Annotated in this window: 13 protein-coding genes; 7 read left to right on the top strand and 6 right to left on the bottom strand. The window is 33.5% G+C overall.

From position 1 onward, the window contains the following. Positions 1 to 58 precede the first annotated feature (58 nt). Together secDF and EG814_RS09885 are read left to right on the top strand one after the other, a co-directional pair. A complete protein-coding gene (gene secDF, locus EG814_RS09890) occupies positions 59 to 3049 on the top strand; it encodes a protein translocase subunit SecDF (protein ID WP_125721412.1) in 2991 nt (996 codons plus the stop codon). Positions 3050 to 3134: 85 nt separating this feature from the next. Further along, a complete protein-coding gene (locus EG814_RS09885; protein ID WP_125721411.1) occupies positions 3135 to 3746 on the top strand; it encodes an acyloxyacyl hydrolase in 612 nt (203 codons plus the stop codon). A 142-nt stretch (positions 3747 to 3888) separates the two neighbouring features. Here EG814_RS09885 and lgt read toward each other — a convergent pair whose 3' ends face one another. The 6 genes from lgt to EG814_RS09855 form a co-directional block, all read right to left on the bottom strand. Continuing rightward, complete coding sequence (gene lgt / locus EG814_RS09880; RefSeq protein WP_125721408.1) at positions 3889 to 4821, bottom strand: prolipoprotein diacylglyceryl transferase; 933 nt, start codon at positions 4819 to 4821, stop codon at positions 3889 to 3891. Between the two features lie 62 nt (positions 4822 to 4883). After that, positions 4884 to 5126, bottom strand: coding sequence for a membrane protein insertion efficiency factor YidD (yidD, locus tag EG814_RS09875; protein ID WP_125721406.1), 243 nt, complete (start codon positions 5124 to 5126; stop codon positions 4884 to 4886). Between the two features lie 148 nt (positions 5127 to 5274). Further along, positions 5275 to 6756, bottom strand: a complete 1482-nt coding sequence (gene cysS, locus EG814_RS09870; RefSeq protein WP_125721404.1) for a cysteine--tRNA ligase — start codon at positions 6754 to 6756, stop codon at positions 5275 to 5277. A 60-nt stretch (positions 6757 to 6816) separates the two neighbouring features. Next, positions 6817 to 7206, bottom strand: a complete 390-nt coding sequence (locus tag EG814_RS09865) for a four helix bundle protein (protein ID WP_125721402.1) — start codon at positions 7204 to 7206, stop codon at positions 6817 to 6819. 38 nt (positions 7207 to 7244) lie between these two features. Continuing rightward, positions 7245 to 7916, bottom strand: a complete 672-nt coding sequence (folE, locus tag EG814_RS09860; protein WP_125721400.1) for a GTP cyclohydrolase I FolE — start codon at positions 7914 to 7916, stop codon at positions 7245 to 7247. A gap of 203 nt (positions 7917 to 8119) precedes the next feature. Continuing rightward, entirely contained in the window at positions 8120 to 9316 is a 1197-nt protein-coding gene (locus tag EG814_RS09855) for a pyridoxal phosphate-dependent aminotransferase (protein ID WP_125721397.1), read from the bottom strand. Between the two features lie 123 nt (positions 9317 to 9439). Between EG814_RS09855 and EG814_RS09850 the strand changes: the two genes are divergently transcribed. The 5 genes from EG814_RS09850 (at position 9440) to EG814_RS09830 (ending at position 17193) form a co-directional block, all read left to right on the top strand. Beyond that, positions 9440 to 10765, top strand: a complete 1326-nt coding sequence (locus EG814_RS09850) for a PDZ domain-containing protein (RefSeq protein ID WP_125721395.1) — start codon at positions 9440 to 9442, stop codon at positions 10763 to 10765. 149 nt (positions 10766 to 10914) lie between these two features. Beyond that, positions 10915 to 13551 carry a gliding motility-associated C-terminal domain-containing protein gene (locus EG814_RS09845; protein ID WP_125721393.1) on the top strand — a complete coding sequence of 879 codons (2637 nt, stop codon included), beginning with the start codon at positions 10915 to 10917 and terminating at the stop codon, positions 13549 to 13551. 33 nt (positions 13552 to 13584) lie between these two features. Next, positions 13585 to 14511: a PorP/SprF family type IX secretion system membrane protein gene (locus EG814_RS09840; protein WP_125721391.1), complete on the top strand. Its 927-nt coding sequence runs from the start codon at positions 13585 to 13587 to the stop codon at positions 14509 to 14511. Between the two features lie 10 nt (positions 14512 to 14521). Next, a complete protein-coding gene (locus tag EG814_RS09835; RefSeq protein ID WP_125721389.1) occupies positions 14522 to 16651 on the top strand; it encodes an OmpA family protein in 2130 nt (709 codons plus the stop codon). A gap of 65 nt (positions 16652 to 16716) precedes the next feature. Further along, the gene (locus EG814_RS09830; protein ID WP_125721387.1) at positions 16717 to 17193 is read left to right on the top strand and encodes a hypothetical protein; all 477 of its coding nucleotides are present in this window, start codon (positions 16717 to 16719) and stop codon (positions 17191 to 17193) included. Positions 17194 to 17414: the final 221 nt, after the last annotated feature.

Here is a 17414-nt window from a genome sequence, read left to right as displayed (position 1 = left end):
TATTTTATGGGACTTTAAAACAAAAACAAAAATAAAACATAATTAATTTTTAGTAATAATGCAGAATAAAGGACTTATTAAATTTTTCGCAATTCTATTTGCATTGGTAAGTATTTACCAACTATCATTCACTTTTGTGGCAAATAGCGTCAAAAGTGAAGCTAAAGCTTTTGCAGGAGATAATCCTGATAAAGAGTTGAAATACTTAGATTCGATTGGTAAAGTAAAAGTATTAAATCTTGGTTTTACTGATTTCACTTATAATGAAGTGAAAAACAAACAGCTTAACAAAGGTCTTGACTTAGAAGGAGGAATCAACGTTATTCTTCAAATCTCTATTAAAGACGTTTTAAAAGGTTTAGCTAATAATTCTAAAAACCCAGTTTTTAATAAATCATTAGCCGATGCTTCTGCAAATTTAGAAGGTAACAAGACCTATTTAAATAAGTTTTTTGAGGCTTTTGAAGCAAATTCAAAAGGTTCTGTAAGATTAGCATCTCCAGATATTTTCGCAAACAGAAGTCTTCAAGGAGAAGGTGGTGTAGATTTTCAAATGTCTGATGCTCAGGTTCAAAAAGTTATCAAAAGAAAAGTTGATGAGTCTGTAGAAAGTGCTTTTAAAGTATTAAGAGAGCGTATCGACAAATTTGGTGTTACACAGCCAAACATTCAGAAATTAGGAGAAACAGGAAGAATCTTAGTAGAGCTTCCAGGTGCTAAAGATGTTGATAGAATTAAAAAATTATTAGGAGGAAAAGCTCAATTAGAGTTTTGGGAAACTTATAAAGTAGAAGAAATTGGTAATTTCTTAGTATCAGCAAACGAAGCTTTAAAGAAAACTGAAGTTAAAAAGACTGAAACTAAAGCAGTTGCTAAAGATTCATTAAATGCATTATTAACTGATGCTAAAGATTCTCTTGACACTAAAAAAGGAAACAATCCTTTATTTGATAAAATGATCGTTCAAGGCGGCGGACCAGTTTTAGGTTATTTCGCGCCTAAAGATACTGCTGCTATCAATGATTATTTCAAAAGACCAGAAATTAGAGTTTTATTAGCTGCTGACCAACACTATGCAAAATTTGTATGGAGTAAGCCAACAACTATTAAAGATCCTAAAGCAAAAGATATTAAAAGCGCAGCAGATATCGAAGCTGTTGAATTATACGCTTTAAAAGGAAACAGAGACAATAACCCAGCAATGAGCGGTGGTGTTGTAACTGATGCAAAAGATACTTTTGACCAAATGGGTAAACCAGCTGTTTCTATGCAAATGAACAGCCAAGGTGCTAAAGTTTGGGAAGAATTGACAGGTAGAGCATTTGCTCAAAAAAGTTACATTGCTATTGTATTAGATGATATCGTATATTCTGCTCCAGGTGTAACAAGCGGTCCTATTGCTGGAGGAAGATCTGAGATTACGGGTTCATTTGATGTAGCTGAAACTAAAGATTTAGCAAACGTATTAAATGCAGGTAAATTACCAGCTTCTGCAGATATTATCCAATCAACTGTTGTTGGTCCATCTTTAGGACAAGCAGCTATTGATGCAGGTACAATTTCTTCTGTATTAGGTTTCTTATTAGTTTGTGTTTGGATGGTATTCTATTATGGTAAAGCAGGTTGGTATGCAAACCTTGCATTATTATTAAACTTACTATTCTTATTCGGAATTATGGCAAGTTTTGGTTTTGTATTAACATTACCAGGTATTGCAGGTATCGTATTAACATTAGGTACTGCGGTAGATGCGAACATTATTATCTACGAAAGAGCAAAAGAAGAATTGCGTGAAGGTAAATCTCTTTCTGAAGCAGTTCAGGCTTCTTACGGTTGGCATGGTGCAATGCGTTCTATTATTGATGCTAACGTTACTCACGTTTTAACTGGAGCAATCTTATTCATCTTCGGAACAGGTCCTATTAAAGGTTTCGCATTAACATTATTGATTGGTATTGTAACTTCATTGTTTACATCTATCTTTATTGCTAGAATCTTTATTGATAGAAACATTATAGGAAAAGCAGATTTAACTTTCTCTACAAACATTACTAAAAACTGGTTTACTAACTTCCATTATGATTTTATTAAAGTTAAGAAGTTTACTTATATCTTTTCTTCTATTGTAACGGTAGTAAGTTTAGTTTCTATCTTCTTCGTTAACGGATTAGATGAAGGTGTTGATTTTGTTGGAGGTAGAACTTTCCAAGTTAAATTTGAAAAACCAGTAGACGCAACTGCAGTATCAGATGAATTATCTGCTGCTTTTGGTACTCCTGTTGAGGCTAAAATTTTAGGTGATGACGATCAGTTGAAAATCACAACTAAATATAAAATTAAAGAGGATGGTATAGCTATCGACGAAGAAGTAAACCAGAAATTATATCAGTCATTACAGAAATATTTCCCAAATACTACTTACGATAAATTTATCAACTCTTACAACGGTAAAAAAGTTGGGGTGTTACAGGCTTCTAAAGTTGGAGCTTCTATCTCAGAAGATATCAAAACTAACTCTTACTGGGCGGTTCTTGGAGCAATGGCAGTTATTTTCTTATACTTAATGGTATCTTTCCGTAAATGGCAATATTCATTGGGTGCAATTGCAGCTGTTGCGCATGACGTAGTTTTCGTATTAGGAATTTATTCATTATGCTACAAATTCATGCCATTCCACATGGAGATGGATCAGCACTTTATCGCTGCGATTTTGACTGTAATTGGATATTCTATGAACGATACAGTAATTGTATTTGACAGGGTAAGAGAGTTTATCATCGGAAACCGTAAAGGAAGTTTCGAAGATATCGTAAACGCTTCTATTAATACTACATTATCTAGAACATTGAATACTTCATTAATGATGATCATCGTATTATTAACGATGTTTATCTTCGGTGGAGAATCTATTAGAGGATTTATCTTTGCCATGTTAATTGGTATTATTGTAGGTACATATTCTTCATTATTTATCGCAACTCCAGTATTGGTTGATACGATTTCTAATGACGAAAAACATACAATCGAAGACAAACATAATAAAGCATAATTACTGTTTTAATTATATAAAAAGATCCAGCGAAAGCTGGATCTTTTTTTTGTACTATATTTAAAGTAGAATTTTAAAACAATTTATGACAAGAAAACTACTTTTAAGCTTACTGTTTCTTTTAGGTGTAAAAATGGCTGGACAGGAGCGTAATTCGCATTTCTCGCTCGGTTTTAATTATGGTTTTGGAGGTGAATTTAATAATAGAAACTATACGTTTACAAATCACTTTTATAAATTTCAGATATATTATAATCTAAAAGAAACAAAGTATTTTCAATATCAAATATTGGTTCAGCCTGAGATTAATTTTGCGAAACACCAATTATTAAATTTCTATTTTGTTAAGCCAGAAACACCAAACTATCAGCAAAAAAGAGATGAGTATACACAATTAAAAGACGTTCGGGAATATGTGCTTAATTGTGGTTTTTTAATTCGAAAACCTATCGGTAAAGTTTGCTCAATTTATGTTTTAGGAAGTATTGGACCAATGATTACAGATACAGAAACAGAACGAATGTCTAAAGGTTTTGCTTTTGCCGATGTTTTGGCTCTTGGTTTTACGGCAGATTATAAGAAATTGCAATTTGATGTTCGCCCGAGCGTAAGGCATGTTTCTAATGCTGGTTTAGGGAGCAGTAATGCGGGTTATAATACAAAGAATATTGAATTTGGTATTTCGTATCAGCTATAAAAAGAAAACGTCTAATAGGTAAGATATTGAGATTCTTATGAAATGATTTTTAGAATCGGAATTCTTTAGGCTCTATTAATCAAAAAAAAATCCTAAACTCTATTTAAGAATTTAGGATTTTGTTATTTACTTTTTTATCGTTTTAGGCTTCTGCTAAAGGATTTCTCTGCGCTCTAATAATAAAGAAAAGTCCAATGATGATAAACGGTATACTTAACCATTGTCCTGTTGAGAATAAGCCTAATTCGTTTTCAAAACCGCCTTGGCTTTCTTTTACAAATTCGACAATAAAACGAACAACAAATAAAAGCACTAAAAATAATCCGAATAGTAGGCCTGATTTAAGTCTTGCATTTGTTCTCCAGTATAAAAAGAATAAAACAGCAAAAACAAAAACATAACAAATTGCTTCGTACAATTGAGTAGGATGTCTTGACGGAACTTCTGCAAGCAAAGTTGCAAATTTTGGGTCTGTTGCTATTGCATTATAAGCTTGTTTTGGGTCTGCAATTCCAGTTTTTTGTACTGCATCGGCTTTACTGAAAGTGTCATGTAAGAAACGAATTCCAAATGCAGAAGAAGTTTCGTGACCAATAATTTCAGAATTAAAGAAATTGCCTAAACGAACAAATATAGCACCACTCGCAACAGGAATTACAACACGGTCTAAAATCCATAATAATGGACGTTTTAAGATTTTTTTGCTGTAATAATACATGGCAATAATAATTGCAATGGCTGCTCCGTGACTTGCTAGTCCTTGGAAACCTGTAAATTGAAACTCAGGTTCGAATTTAAATGGAAGAAAAATTTCTAAAATATGATTTCTGAAATATTCCCAATCGTAAAAGAAAACATGACCTAAACGCGCTCCAATTAGAGTTGCTAGAACCGTCCAAACAAACAGAGAATCTAGTTTTTCAATCGATTCATTTTCTCTTTCGAAAATCTTTTTCATTAGGAACCATCCTAGAGCAAAAGCAATTACAAACATTAAGCTGTAATAGCGAATCATAAAAAATCCTAAGTTGATTCCCTCAGAAGGATTCCAAACTAAATTTAAAGCGTGTGTCATGTATGAATGTTTTTATATCCGTAAAAATAAATATTTAATGTAAAGTTCCGTTTTCTAAAAAGTTAATGTTTATGATTGCATTTCTTTTCTGGAACAGGATCGTAACCGCTTTTTCCCCAAGGATGACAGCTTAAGATACGTTTAATTCCTAAAAATCCGCCGTAAAATAATCCGTGAATTTGCAATGCCTGAATCATATAAGTCGAACAAGTCGGCTCAAATCTGCAGGAAGCAGGCGTAAACGGAGAAATGGCAGTTTGGTAAAAACGAACCAGCAGTACAAACGGATAGATTAGAAATTTCATAATTTAGTGTTCAGTGTTCAGTTTTTTAGTCTTCAGTAAAAAAAATATAAAATGATAAATCTTTAGATAATCAATTCTTAGCATCTTCTGTTTTAGTTTGTTAATCTATGTGATCACTAAAAAAAAACTGAACACTGAATACTTTTTTTTACTGAATACTAAATGTAGTTCCTTCTTTTCCATCTTTCAGCTGAATTCCTAAAGCAATTAACTGATCACGAATCTGGTCAGAAAGAGCAAAGTTTTTATCTGCTCTAGCTTGATTTCTCATTCCGATTAGCATATTTACCACGCCTTCTAGTTTGTCACTATCAGCATCAGCGGCTTTATCATCATTAAGTCCTAAAACATCAAATACGAAAGCGTTTACTGCTGTTTGGAAATCAGCTAAATCATTGGCAGAAATAGTTTCTTTACCATCTTTTAATAAATTGATGTAACGAACGGCTTCAAATAGCTGCGCAATTAAAATTGGCGTATTGAAATCATCATTCATTGCATCATAGCAAAGCTGTTTCCATGCAGCAAAATCTATAGAACTAGAAGTTCCTGCTGTAATATTTGGTAAAGCATCTATTGCTTCCATTAATCTTTTGTATCCTTTTTCGGCTGCAACAATTGCATCATCAGAGAAGTCTAAAATACTTCTATAATGTGCTTGAAGCATGAAAAAACGAGTTACCGAAGCCGAAAATGGTTTGCTTAGAATATTGTTATCTCCGCTAAGAATTTCGCCTGGAAGAATATTATTTCCAGTCGATTTTGCCATTTTCTTTCCGTTTAAGGTAAGCATATTAGCGTGCATCCAGTAATTTACTGGTGACTGACCCGTGCAAGCTTCGTTTTGAGCAATTTCGCATTCATGGTGAGGGAATTTTAAATCCATTCCGCCTCCGTGAATATCAAAATGATTTCCAAGATATTTGGTACTCATTGCAGTACATTCCAAATGCCATCCTGGAAAACCGTCGCTCCATGGAGAAGGCCATCTCATGATATGTTCTGGCTCCGCTTTTTTCCAAAGTGCAAAATCCTGCGGATTTTTTTTGTCAGACTGTCCGTCAAGATCACGAGTATTTGCCAGCATGTCATCGATATTTCGACCGCTTAAGATACCGTAATTATTGGTCTCGTTATATTTAACAACATCAAAATAAACAGATCCGTTGGCAACATAAGCAATACCTTTATCGATAATTTTTTTAATTATTTCGATTTGTTCAATAATATGTCCAGTTGCTGTAGGCTCAATGCTTGGAGGTAAAAAGTTGAACGCTTTTAATATGTTATGAAAATCGACAGTATAGCGCTGTACCACTTCCATTGGTTCCAATTGCTCCAAACGTGCTTTTTTAGCAATTTTATCTTCACCTTCATCCACATCGTCTACGATATGTCCAACATCGGTAATGTTTCTAACATAACGAACTTTATAATCTAAATGAAGAAAATATCTGAAGATTACGTCAAAAGACATAAAAGTTCTCACGTTACCTAAGTGAACATTGCTATATACCGTAGGTCCACAAACATACATTCCAACATTTCCATCATGGATGGGTTTGAAATCTTCTTTTTCGCCAGAAAGCGAATTGTATATTTTTAAAGGCTGACTGCTATATAGTGGCATATTTTTTTTCTGTTTGTTGTTTGTGGTTTATTGTTTATAGTTCTGCTTGCTGTATTATGTTTATTTGAATTTTAATCCTTTGATTTCACAATTGTTTAAATAGTTCATCATGGCTCCAATTTTATTTTTGACCAACTCAACCGTTTCATTTAATTTTAAATGTTGCTCTTCTGTAATCAATTTTTTATCAAAAGCTCTGTAAGATTGTGATTTTACTTCTCCAGCAGAACCTTTTGCAATACTTAAAAAGTTTATAAATTCTCTATTGCCATTTCTTTCAAAACCTTCTGCAATATTATCCATGATGGATCCAGAACTTCTGTCGATTTGGTCCCGTAAAGAATAGTTGGTTTTTAAATTTGTGTTCTGAATAAGAAATTCAATCTGCTGACAAATCGCCCGCGCCAATTTCCAAATTTCAAGATCTTCAAATTTCTCTATTTTAGCCATAAGAACAATAAACTAAAAACAACAAACAATAAACTTTTTTAAAACTGAGTATCTAATTTAATATAATCTAAAAATTCTCGTTTCGTTTGTGCGTCTTTGAATTTTCCTCCGAATTCAGAAGTTACGGTACTGCTTTCGATATCTTTAATTCCGCGAGAGTTTACGCAAAGGTGTTTAGCATCGATAACGCAGGCCACATCCTCTGTTCCTAAAGCTTTTTGAAGTTCTTGAACAATCTGCATAGTTAGACGCTCTTGTACTTGAGGTCTTTTTGCATAATATTCAACGATACGATTCATTTTTGATAAACCGATGACGCGTCCGCTTGAGATATACGCTACGTGAGCACGTCCGATAATTGGCAGTAAATGGTGTTCGCAAGTAGAATAAACGGTAATGTTTTTTTCTACAAGCATTTCGCCATATTTATAATTATTGTCAAAAGTAGAAGCTTTTGGCTGTTTTGCTGGGTTAAGACCACCAAAAATTTCTTTTACAAACATTTTAGCAACTCGGTTTGGAGTTCCTTTAATGCTGTCATCAGTCAAATCCATTCCTAAAGTTTGCAGAATGCTTTCAACATCTTTTTTAATTTTTTCTATTTTTTCTTCGTCAGTTATATCAAAAGCATCTTCTCTTAGAGGATTTTTTGCGTTACTGCTAAAGTGATTATCTCCTATTTCGTCTAAAAATTCTTCGTTGTTTATCATTAAAAACTACTATTAGTATGTGTATTCCTTTTTTAAGGCGGTAAAGATAATTAATAAATGGGAAACCTTTTCTATGGTTTTTAGGATTTAATTGATCGTTTTTGATTATAATTCAATTTACATTTTAAATAACAAGATTTAAAACGCAAAAGACAATAACGAAAAAGTTATTGTCTTTTGAAAATTTTAATATAACGAACTGATTATCTGTTGTTGTAAATCTGTAAAGCTTCCTTTAAAATGTTTACCGCTGTAACCAAATCTTTTTTGTTTAAAACATAAGCAATACGAACCTGATTGAGTCCCATTCCTGGTGTAGAATAGAAACCTTTTGCAGGAGCGATCATTACCGTTTCGCCATTTAAGTTATAACTTTCTAAAAGCCATTGCGCAAAAGCATCAGAATCTTCTATTGGAAGTTCTGCAATGCAATAAAAAGCACCTTTTGGTTTAGTTACAATAACACCATCTATCTTATTCAATTCGGCAATTAAAGTGTCGCGGCGTTCTTTATATTCTCCAATTACTTCGTCAAAATAACTCTGTGGCGTGTCAATTGCGGCTTCGCAGGCAATCTGTTCAATCGTTGGCGGACTCAAACGTGCTTGAGCAAACTTCATTACAGTTGCCAAAACGTCTTTGTTTTTAGTCACCAAACAGCCAATTCTTGCGCCGCACATGCTGTAACGTTTAGAAACAGAATCGACCATGATTACGTTTTGTTGTACATCTTCTAGATTCATTACAGAAAAATGCACATCGTCTCCGTCGTATAAAAATTCGCGATACACTTCATCGGCGATTAAGTATAAATCGTGTTTTTTAATTAAACCAGCAAGCTGTTTAATTTCTGCTTCAGAATATAAATATCCAGTCGGATTTCCAGGGTTGCAAATCAGAATGGCTTTTGTTTTTGGAGTTATTAATTTTTCTACTTCATCAATGCTTGGCAAAGCAAATCCCGTTTCGATAGTAGAAACAAGAGGCACTACAGTTGCACTTGTAGAAGAAGCAAACGCGTGATAATTAGCATAAAAAGGTTCCGGGATAATGATTTCATCTCCTGGATCTGTTATTGTGGCCAGTGCAAAAAGTAAGGCTTCAGAACCACCAGTTGTAACAATGATGTCTTCTGTGTTAACGTGTACATTTTGGCGCTGGTAAAATTGAGCTAATTTTTTTCTATAGCTTTCATATCCGGCAGACGGACTGTATTCTATAAGAGTCAAATCAATACTTTTTACCGCCTCGATGGCCACTTCCGGTGTCTTAATATCCGGTTGACCAATGTTTAAGTGATACACCTTGTGTCCTTTTTTCTTTGCTAAATCAGCAAAAGGAGCCAGCTTGCGTATCGGAGATTCGGGCATGTTTCTTCCCTTGTGTGAAATTGTCGGCATGAGTATAAATTATTGAAGTGCAAATTTGCATTTTTTTTTCGAATTTAACGTAAACAATACAGGTACTTCCAAAAATGTAACAATAATAAATATATTTAGTAATTTTATAATAAAATATTGTCAATGAAAAAATATATAGTATTGTTTTTTGGGTTATTCTTACCTTTTTTGCTTTTTGGACAAGGCGATTTCATATTGGAAAGCAATGCAACAAAGGCAACAATCCCTTTTAAATTGATAAATAACCTTGTTTTTATTCCCATAAAAGTAAATGGAGTGGAGCTGAATTTTCTGCTGGATTCTGGTGTCGAAGAAACCATTCTGTTTAGTATGGAAGAAAAACAGGAAGTGAGCTTTAATAATGTCGCAAAAATCAAACTCCGTGGACTTGGAAGCGAAGAAGAAATAGAAGGTTTGAAATCAACAAAAAATATTCTTGAAACCCATGGTCTAAGATCTAATGACCATATGGTTTTTATTATCCTAGATCAAAGTTTTAATTTGTCTTCTCATATCGGGATTCCTGTCAACGGAATTATTGGACATAAATTCTTTAGAAATAATTTTGTGGAAGTAAATTATCAGAAAAAGAAAATAATAGTTCATGCTAAGAGCAATAAATTTGAAGAAAAGCTAAACAAAAAATTCAGAATGGTTCCAATAACTGTAGAAAAGGCAAAGCCTTATATTGTGACAACGGCTACAGTTAATAATGAAGAAATTCCAGCAAAGCTTTTAATTGATATTGGAAATAGTGATGCTTTTTGGATTTTTGAAAATGATAAAATAAAACTTCCAAATAAAAATTTTCCTGATTTTTTAGGAAAAGGCTTTAGTGGTGACATTGAAGGCCATCGCGCAAAAATTGATAAAATTTCGATTGACGAATTTGATTTTAAAAAACCAATAGTCTCTTTTCCTGATTCTATTTCGATTCGAAATGTTAAGATGGTTCCAGGCCGTATTGGTTCTGTTGGCGGTGAAGTCTTGAAACGATTTACCTTGGTTTTGGATTATAAAGGGAAAAAACTGTACTTAAAAAGAAACAGCAAGTTTGGAGAGCCATTTACCTATAATAAAAGCGGAATTACAGTTCAGCATAACGGATTGCAATGGGTACAGGAAACAGTGCATTTAGAAACCGTTCGTGTTGCTTCTACGATGGATGAGCTACAGGATAAAAATAAAAACGACAATAATTTTAAATATAAATTTGCTCTTAAGCCTGTTTACGAAATTGTAAATGTGCGTAAACATTCGGCTGCTGAAAAATCCGGTTTGCGCAAAGGAGATATTATTGTTAGCATTAATAAAACTCAACCTTATAAATACAGTTTGCAGCAAATAAATAATCTTTTAAAATCGGAAGAAGATGTTTGGATTAATATGGAAGTAGAACGAAATAGTTTGGTGCTTAAATTTAGATTCAAGTTAGAAGATGAATTATAAAAAAAAGCAAATTATTATGGATAGGATATAGTGCTAAACTGCGTTCTATGATGCTGTATTGCAGAAATATCTGTTTTTTGTGAAAATAAGTTTATTAAAAAATAGTTTTTTAGTTAAATATTTTCTTATGTTTAGAGAAAATTTAATCTATGGCAAAAAACTACATTAGCTACCTACACTTTGTACTGTTTTTTATTTTTTTTACTCTTTTACCATCAAAATTAACCGCTCAATGTGCTGGCGATGACAACGTAAACGAACTAATTTGTGATGTCACGAATCCTATTTATCAGTATGTAAATTTATTTTCTTTATTAGGAGGTTCTCCAGTTGCTGGCGGAACATGGACAGATAATAATAATTTAAAAGGACTTAATCCTGCTACTGGTATTTTAAATGCGCAGTATATTCTTGGAGGCGGAACTTATCGTTATACATACACAGCTCCGGCAACTTCTGGCTGTACAGATAACACAGCTGTAGTTACAATTACAATTGGTGCCTATGTTGGAGTAGGTTCTGAGGCAACAATTTGCAACGAAGACAAAAAATTTAATCTTTTTACCGCTTTTGACAGTAAAGTAATGCCACCGCACGTAAACGGATGGTGGACAACAGACGCGGGCGTACCTGTAAATGCGATAATAGATGTTGAAGCCATCAACACCAAAACTACACTTCACTTTATCTATACCGTACCTGCTGTATTGGCATGTTCTCCAGATGAAAAATCGACTAATGTACAAGTTACCATTTTGAGAGGTCCAAAAGCAGGAGAACCAACAGATTTAGCATTATGCGGAACTACCGATTTGGCTGGATATACCGATTTAGATTTGTTTGATCAGCTCGAAAATGAAGACAAAGGAGGCACTTGGGGGGGTATAGGATTAACATCTCCAACAGATCATACTATTAACCTTCAAGAATTGTTTGATAATTATGGACCAGGAGAATATAGTTATAAATATACCGTTTTGGCTCAGCCTAACAGTAATATATGCGAAAACAAAGACGCTACTGTAAAAATATTGCTTGAAAGAAGACTTGATTTTACAGGATCAAAAATTGAAGTTAGTAAAGATATCTGCGAATCGGAAATTGCAACAGCAACTTATTCAGCCAAAATTACGCAAGGGCCAGATAATCTTCCTAACGGAGAATATGAAGTTACTTTTAGTGTTGTCGGACCAGGAGCATCGGGATCAGAAAAAGTAAAAGCAAATTTTGTCAATGGAGAATTGAACTTTCCAATAGAATCGTCTTATTTTAAACAAATAGGTCAATTTACTATAACGGTAAATCGTATAGTTTTAACATCGAGCAAAGGAAAATGTATAGACATTTTTAGTCCGTTTTCGACAATCTTAACTATTTATCCTTTACCTCGTTTAGATGATGCTTCTATAACCGCGCTTGCTGTATGCCAAAATGATGATGCAATAATTCAAGTTACTGCGCCAGTTTTACTAGATGGTATTTACCGCATTTCTTATAATATAAATGGAGACAATTTGGCTCTCGGTGAAACAGCAGAAATGCAGTCTGTTGACGGAAAAGCCTCATTTGTAGTTCCCGGAAATCTGAATACTAGAAACGGATTATCAGTAATTAGTATTTATAGCATAACCAATATAACAAATCCTGAACCTCAATGCACCAACACTGCCAATGTTGCTGGAAATCTGACTATAAATCCGCTGCCAAATGCAGTAACTGTAATAGCAGCAGTTAAAGATTTCTGTTTGAATGCGCCGGTTACAGTAGCAATTTCTGGTTTAGGAAATTTAACCAATGCCAGTATTTCTTATACATTATCAGAAAGTAATTCTTCTGTGGTGCAAACTATTACCCAAGCAGTAACAAACGGAAAATTAGATTTTATTATTCCTGCAGAATTGCTTTTGAATACGGGAACAACAAAAATTACATTATTAAATTTAACCAATACAGTTACCAATTGCGATGTAGATTTAATTAATGTGACAGACGATTTTTTAATAAATCCAATTCCGCCAGCGCCAATTGTCATCGATCAGCAGTTTTGTAAAGTTGATGGAGCGGTAATAGCTAATTTAGAACCAAAAGGAATTCAATACAAATGGTACAATTCGGCGACGGCAACAACTCCGCTTGCCGCTGATTATGTTTTAAAAACAGAAGATTATCACGTTAGAGAAACTTCTACTGCAGGCTGTACTTCAGAACCAGCAAAAGTTTCTGTACTTATAAATGATACGCCAGCGCCAGAAATGACTGAAACATCAGATTTTTGCGGATTGGCAAATCCGAGAATAAGTGATCTGTCTGCAAAAACAAATGTTCCTTCAACAGTTGCTTGGTACGATGCTGTAGATGGAAATTTATTGCCTTCAGCGACATTATTAGTCCATAATACAACATATTACGGATATGATTTAAACGAAACCACAAGATGTCTTTCAGAAAATTATAAAGAAGTAAAAGTTTCGTTGCAGGACTGCGAGGTCGAGCAGTATGACTTTTTTATTCCAGACGGATTTTCGCCAAACGGAGACGGTGTAAACGATTCGTTTGTGATAAAAGATATTGAATTTTTATATCCAAATTATACACTCGAAATATATAACAGATATGGAAATGGAATGTATAAAGGAGATAATAGTAAACCAGCTTGGGATGGCAAAAATTACGAAAGGAGCGGTATCGCTGGAGGTATAGCGCCCAACGGAGTTTATTTTTATGTACTGCATTTTAATAAAGACAATAAACCGCCTAAACAAGGCCGTCTTTATTTGAATCGATAAATCTCTTTTTTACATTTTTAATATAATTTTCGAATGAAAAAAATAATACTCCTCATAAATTTCCTTTTCTGTTTATCCGTTTCGGCGCAGCAAGATCCAGAATATACGCACTATATGTACAATATGAGCGTGATCAATCCGGCGTATGCAACGGGAGTTCCGGCCATGATGAATTTTGGAGGATTGTACAGAACGCAATGGGTAGGCGCTTATGGAGCTCCAAAAACATTTACTTTTTTTGGACATACTGCTATTACAGACAAAATAGAAGCTGGAATCTCATTTGTTTCAGATGATATCGGAGACGGTGCTAAAAAAGAAAATAATGTCTATGCCGATTTTGCATATGTTTTAAAATTGAGTAGAAAAGACAAATTGTCGTTGGGTTTAAAAGCAGGTTTTTCGTCCATGCAAAGCAATTTTAACGGTTTCCGATTTACAGATTCTGAAACAGATTTTGCTTTTGCAGAAAATATAAATGCAACAAAACCCAATATTGGAGTGGGAGCCTACTATTTCAGAGATAATCTCTATGTGGGATTGTCTGTTCCAAATTTGCTGAAATCGAAATATGTCGAAGAAAAATCGGGAGTTAATGCTTTTGGTTCTGAAGAAATACATACTTTTTTGACGGCTGGTTATGTTTTTCAGCTGAATGATAAACTGAAATTAAAGCCAGCATTTTTGTCCAAATTTGTAAAAGGCGCTCCTATAACTTTGGATGTTACTGCGAATGTTTTGTATAACGAAAAATTTGAATTTGGAGCTGCCTATAGAATTGATGATTCTGTGAGTGCTCTTTTCAATATTAATGTTACGCCAACATTGAGAGTCGGCTACGCTTATGATTATACGCTTACAAACTTCGGCCAGTTTAATTCGGGAACACACGAAATTATGCTATTGTTTGATTTGGACTTGTTAGGAAAAGGATTTGATAAATCTCCAAGATTCTTCTAAAATGAAAAATATGAAAAAATTACTCATTATTATATTCGTATTTTCAATACAGTTTATAACGGCACAGGATCAGGAATTGGCGAGAGCAAAACGTTTTTTTGATAAAACCTATTACAGCGAAGCCATTATTTTATATCAAAAATTGGCAGACGAAAGACCTTCGCAAGAAGTCATTAAAAATCTAGCCGATTCTTATTTTTATACCAATGATTTGGTAAAAGCACAACGTTATTACCGTCTTTTGGTCAATAATTACAGTAATAATCTGGACAGAGAATATTATTTCAGATACGCGCAGACATTAAAAGCAACAAATGCTGTTGACGATGCAAATGTCAATTTAAAAGAATATTATGCTAAATCTAGTAATTCAGAAGACATTGTTAATTTCGAAAGAGAGCTTAAAACTTTAGAAAATGTTACTGCAATTGGTAAACGTTTTGATATTAAAAACCTTGCTATCAATACGCCAAATTCTGAATTTGGAGCCGTTATCTACAAACAAGATCTAGTTTTTGCAGGTGTAAAATTGAAGCCAGGTTTATTTGATAAAAAATACAAATGGGACAACGAAACCTATTTGAATCTAGTTACAATTCCGCTTAAAAATATAAATTCGGCAGATTCTATTGTTCATTATTTTGCTAAAGAACTAAAAACGGGAATGCATGAATCGAATGCTGTTTTTACAAAAGATGGCAAAACGATGTATTTCACTAGAAATAATTCTAAAGGAAGCAAAAAAAAGAAAGACGATAAGAAAATCTCCAATCTTCAGATTTTTAAAGCAGAATTGGTTGAAGGAAATTGGACAAATGTAACATCACTTCCTTTTAATAGTGCCAATTATTCTGTAGAACATCCAGCTTTGAGTGCAGATGAAAAAGTGCTATATTTTGCTTCGGACATGCCTGGAACTTTAGGTTCTTTTGATATTTATTCAGTAAACATAAATAAAGGAGCATTTGACACTCCGAAAAATTTAGGTCCAGAAATTAATACCAATAAAAGAGAGCAGTTTCCTTTTGCTTCGGCAGACTATAAATTATATTTTTCGTCAGATGGACATTTGGGTTACGGATCTTTAGACGTTTTTGTTTCTGAAATTAACGGAAACGAATATTCAAAACCTGTAAATGTGGGGCTTCCGTTGAATTCTAATTTAGATGATTTTGCTTTCAATATAGATTCAAATACTAAAGAAGGATTTTTTGCTTCAAACAGAGAAGGAGGAAAAGGAAGCGACGATATTTATCAATTTAAAGAAATAAAAGATCTTATTGTTGAAGATTGCAAACAGTTTATTGCTGGAACCATTACGGATATCGATACACAATTGGCTCTAGAAAACGCTACCGTATTATTGCAGGATTCAGAAAATAAAACGTTAAATACGATTACCACTTCTGCCGACGGAAAATTCAGTTTTACAGTTGCTTGTGAGACTTCGTACAAAATTAGTGCTTTCAAAGAAAACTATACCAACGCTTCAAAAATACTGACTTTAGATAAAACTCGAGACAAAGTGAATGATGGTTCTTTGGCACTGAAATCTTTAGAAGCAATTAAAAAAGAAGAAAAATTAATTGCCGAAAATAAGAGAAAACAGGAAATTATTATAGAAGAAGAAAACAAGAAAAAAGAAGCTTTGGCCGCAATAGAATTAAAAGAAAAAGAGAAAAAAGCCAAAGAAGCCGCAATCGTAGCAGCTGAAATTAGAAAGAATGAAAAAGTAAAAGAGATTTTAGAGAAGGAAAAAGATGTTGTAAAAGACAAAGACCGTTTGATCATTAAAACAGATCCGATTTATTTTGATTACGATTTGTGGTATATTCGAAAAGAGTCAAAAGTAATTTTAGGAAGAGTTGTCGAATTGATGAAAAAATATCCTGGAATGGTAATCGAAATTGGCTCGCATACCGATTCTCGAGGAAGTGTAAAATACAATGCAGATTTATCTCAGAAAAGAGCAGACTCAACGAGAGACTTTATCATTCAATCGGGAATTGATGCCAAAAGGGTTTCTGCAAAAGGTTATGGCGAATCGGTGCCAATTGTAAAATGCAAAACAGACGAATCCTGCTCAGAAGAAGAACACGAATTGAATAGAAGGTCTGAATTTGTAATTAAAAATTTATAAAATTATGGCAAGAAGAAAATCTTTTTTCTTTAATTTTATAGTGATATCAACAAAATAGAAAAATTATGAGAAATCTAACCTTGTCTTGTTTGCTTTTATCCTTTATCGGATTGCAAAGCTGTAAAAATGAAGAGAAACAAAAAGCCGCTGAAGCTGCAAAAGCAGACGGTGAAGCTGTAGTGAGCACTGCATGCTACAAAGCAATTTATGAAAAGGATACAATAGATTTAAAATTGAATACGTTGAAAAACGGAAAACTAGCTGGAGATATGATTATGAAAGTAGCTCCATCAACAGTTAGAACAGGAGAAGTTGCGGGTGAGTTTCATGGTGATACTTTGTTTGTAGACTATACTTTTAAAGACAATGTAAATAAAGACAAAACGTTCAAAAATCCGATGGCGCTTTTAAAACGTGATAAGCAGCTTATTTTAGGAAATGGAGTTATGCAGACCACAATGGGCGTAACTTATTTAGTAAAAGACCAGCCAATTGATTTCGACAGCGTAAAATATAAGTTTGACGAAACAGAGTGTAAATAAGTCCTTAGTCTCTAGTCCTTAGTTTTTTAGTCTTGTTCCTAAGCGCTATTTCTAAGGACTAGGGACTAAAAAACTAGCGACTAAAAGAACAAAAAAGCCGTTTCTAATCTTAGACTGCACCCAAAAGTTTAGACAAATTTATAATTAAGTTTGATAATAATGAGCTCGATATTTTATCGGGCTCATTTTGTTTAGATTTGATTTAATTCTTTCGTTATTGT

Source organism: Flavobacterium ustbae, assembly GCF_003946915.1.
GTDB classification, from domain to species: Bacteria; Bacteroidota; Bacteroidia; order Flavobacteriales; family Flavobacteriaceae; genus Flavobacterium; species Flavobacterium ustbae.
Note: the sequence above shows the minus strand (reverse complement) of the source record. Positions and strands in the feature narration are given on the sequence as shown.

Excerpts from the sequence above, each read along its gene's own strand:
- EG814_RS09865 (WP_125721402.1), bottom strand. The coding sequence starts at position 7,206 with ATGGCTAAAATAGAGAAATTTGAAGATCTTGAAATTTGGAAATTGGCG.
- folE (WP_125721400.1), bottom strand. The coding sequence starts at position 7,916 with ATGATAAACAACGAAGAATTTTTAGACGAAATAGGAGATAATCACTTT.
- EG814_RS09835 (WP_125721389.1), top strand. The coding sequence starts at position 14,522 with ATGAAAAAATTACTCATTATTATATTCGTATTTTCAATACAGTTTATA.
- EG814_RS09840 (WP_125721391.1), top strand. The coding sequence starts at position 13,585 with ATGAAAAAAATAATACTCCTCATAAATTTCCTTTTCTGTTTATCCGTT.
- yidD (WP_125721406.1), bottom strand. The coding sequence starts at position 5,126 with ATGAAATTTCTAATCTATCCGTTTGTACTGCTGGTTCGTTTTTACCAA.
- lgt (WP_125721408.1), bottom strand. The coding sequence starts at position 4,821 with ATGACACACGCTTTAAATTTAGTTTGGAATCCTTCTGAGGGAATCAAC.
- EG814_RS09845 (WP_125721393.1), top strand. The coding sequence starts at position 10,915 with ATGGCAAAAAACTACATTAGCTACCTACACTTTGTACTGTTTTTTATT.
- cysS (WP_125721404.1), bottom strand. The coding sequence starts at position 6,756 with ATGCCACTATATAGCAGTCAGCCTTTAAAAATATACAATTCGCTTTCT.
- EG814_RS09850 (WP_125721395.1), top strand. The coding sequence starts at position 9,440 with ATGAAAAAATATATAGTATTGTTTTTTGGGTTATTCTTACCTTTTTTG.
- EG814_RS09855 (WP_125721397.1), bottom strand. The coding sequence starts at position 9,316 with ATGCCGACAATTTCACACAAGGGAAGAAACATGCCCGAATCTCCGATA.
- EG814_RS09885 (WP_125721411.1), top strand. The coding sequence starts at position 3,135 with ATGACAAGAAAACTACTTTTAAGCTTACTGTTTCTTTTAGGTGTAAAA.
- EG814_RS09830 (WP_125721387.1), top strand. The coding sequence starts at position 16,717 with ATGAGAAATCTAACCTTGTCTTGTTTGCTTTTATCCTTTATCGGATTG.
- secDF (WP_125721412.1), top strand. The coding sequence starts at position 59 with ATGCAGAATAAAGGACTTATTAAATTTTTCGCAATTCTATTTGCATTG.